The sequence below is a fragment of the Crocinitomix algicola genome (assembly GCF_001661595.2).
In the GTDB taxonomy this organism is placed as follows: Bacteria; Bacteroidota; Bacteroidia; order Flavobacteriales_D; family Crocinitomicaceae; genus Crocinitomix; species Crocinitomix algicola.
The window spans coordinates 1-2,180 of the sequence record NZ_LYPF02000043.1 but is presented as its reverse complement, the minus strand read 5'-3'; the positions used below and the strand labels follow the sequence as shown (position 1 = coordinate 2,180).

The window sequence follows — 2,180 nt, the reverse complement described above, 5'->3', positions numbered from 1 at the left end:
ATGTGACAGTACCTAGAGCGTCAGGAGTAAAAGCGACACCATCTGTCACGCCCATATCCCAAGTATAAGTTGCAGCACCTTCACCTGCAAAAACAACAGATTCACCTAAACAAATTTCAGTATCAGAAACACCCGCAACAACATCAGGATATTCATTAACAAGTATCTCGATTTGAGCGCCACAATCTTCTGGGGCAGCACTTGTTGCGTTAAAAGTGTATAGTCCTGGAGCTCCAGGCGTAAACGGAACGTCATTAACTAAACCACCATCCCAAGTTACGGCAGCGCCACTTTCAGAAACTGCAGATGCAGTGAATGATTCACCAATACAAAGGCCATAATCTGAAACGGTTAAGTCTAATCCAACGCAAAGTTTAGTGATAATAGCAAGTCCATCGCCACTTTGAAATCCAGATTCATTATCTTGATTTATGCCAGAATTAAAAGAACCGCCGCCACCGCCGCCGTCATTATTGTTCTGACCGCCACCGCCACCAGAGTATCCTCCACCACCAGCTCCACGATCACCGGCACCTCCGCCGCCACCAAATCCTCCAGGAGAATTTGCTCCAGAAGCTGCAGGATCACCTCCTCTTCCGCCGTCTACAAATGCTCTTCCTCCTGGTACGCTTCCTGCACTACAAGCACCACCGCGTGTAAGCAATCCGCCACCGCCACTGGCCCAAGTTGAGCCGGGTGAGTCTGCGCCGGGTGTATCAGCTGTGCCACCAGTGGCTCCACTCGCTGCAGCACCTCCACCACCATCTACACCTCCAGGTGATCCAGAGGAAGGGGGAGTTTGTCCGGATTCATCCATTGATCCATTAGTTTCTGGGTTGATACCTGGAGAGCCTTTTCCGTGGCCACCACCACCACCAGCAATAATAATTGGGGTATTATCCGCATACGTGACGAATGTACCACCGCCTCCACTTCCGTGCAATCCATCTGTTGAACCACCTTGTTGACCAACTAAAATTTTTAATTCATCTCCGGCATTTAATTCAAATTCGCCGTACATTCGAGCGCCTAGCCCACCATCATTGCCGCCTTGGGCTCCGAATACCTCAATAGAATAACTCGCTGTTTCAGGTACTGTCCATAATTGAATTCCGTCTGACCCTGTGACCAAACCATCAAGAGTAGTGCCGGCATATTCGGCTGCAATGTCTGCAGGCTCTGGTCCGTCTTGACCAGTTGCTCCACAATTCGTGAAGTTGTAGATTAATTGACTGTAGGCAATTTGGTTCATGACACCAAAGGCTAACAACAGTGAAACCTTGAGTAGTTTTTTTCTCATGACTTTTTATTTAGGTTAATATTTAATTCAAAGATTAAAAAAAAACTTCGTATAAAAAGTTGGTTGTTGTGCGTTTTTTTAACTCAGGTCATTTTTGAATAGAAAAAAAGCACGGTGATTAACCGTGCTTTCTATTATCTTCTATACCTACTGTTTAACAATTTTCAATGTTGATAGTTGATTTTCAACTTGAATCGAAATTAGGTAGGTTCCGTTCTCATAATTTTCTAAAGAGATTGTTTCAATTTGGTTGCCAACACCAGTTAAAAGTGTTGCTCCCTGAATGGTTTGAAGGGTGTAGTTAAATTGACCTTCCATTTCAATTGTTACATTTTCTGTAGTAGGATTAGGATAGATTGCTATATTTTCATTTAAATCATCAATACTTAATTGAGAATCAAGGAAAATAATCATCTCTTCCGTACAACCCGAAGCCCCTGTAACAATAACAGTGTAAGCGCCAGGTCCAACACCAATAAGATCTTCGTCATCATCCATATCACCTAGTCCATCATTGTCCCAATCAAAAGTGAATGGAGCGACACCGTCATGAACAGTTAAGTCAATTTCACCATCTGTTCCGTCGGTTGGTAAAGTGTTTTCAAAAGTCAAAGACATTGGTTCAGCTACAGTAATGGTAATTGTAGCTTCGTTAGTACAGCCAAAGCTATCTTTACCAATTACAGTATAAGTATATGATCCAGCTGTTTCAGGTACAAATGGAGTTCCGTTAGTAATCGAAGCAGGCGACCATTCATATTCACTTGCACCACCACCAGTTAAAGTTACTGGTTGACCTAAGCAAATAGCATCGTTATCAGCACTTGCGGTTACGTCCGGTAATCCAACAACAGACACTTCAACTGAAGCAGTTGCAGGA

General features: G+C 43.7%; 1 protein-coding gene and 1 pseudogene. Both read right to left on the bottom strand.

The window, feature by feature from the left end; translation table 11 throughout:
- Window positions 1–1,300: pseudogene (locus tag A8143_RS17105) on the bottom strand (hypothetical protein); the annotation flags it as partial.
- Window positions 1,301–1,447: 147 nt separating this feature from the next.
- On the bottom strand, window positions 1,448–2,180 hold a 733-nt coding region (locus A8143_RS16520; protein WP_139134420.1), incomplete at its 5' end, for a T9SS type A sorting domain-containing protein.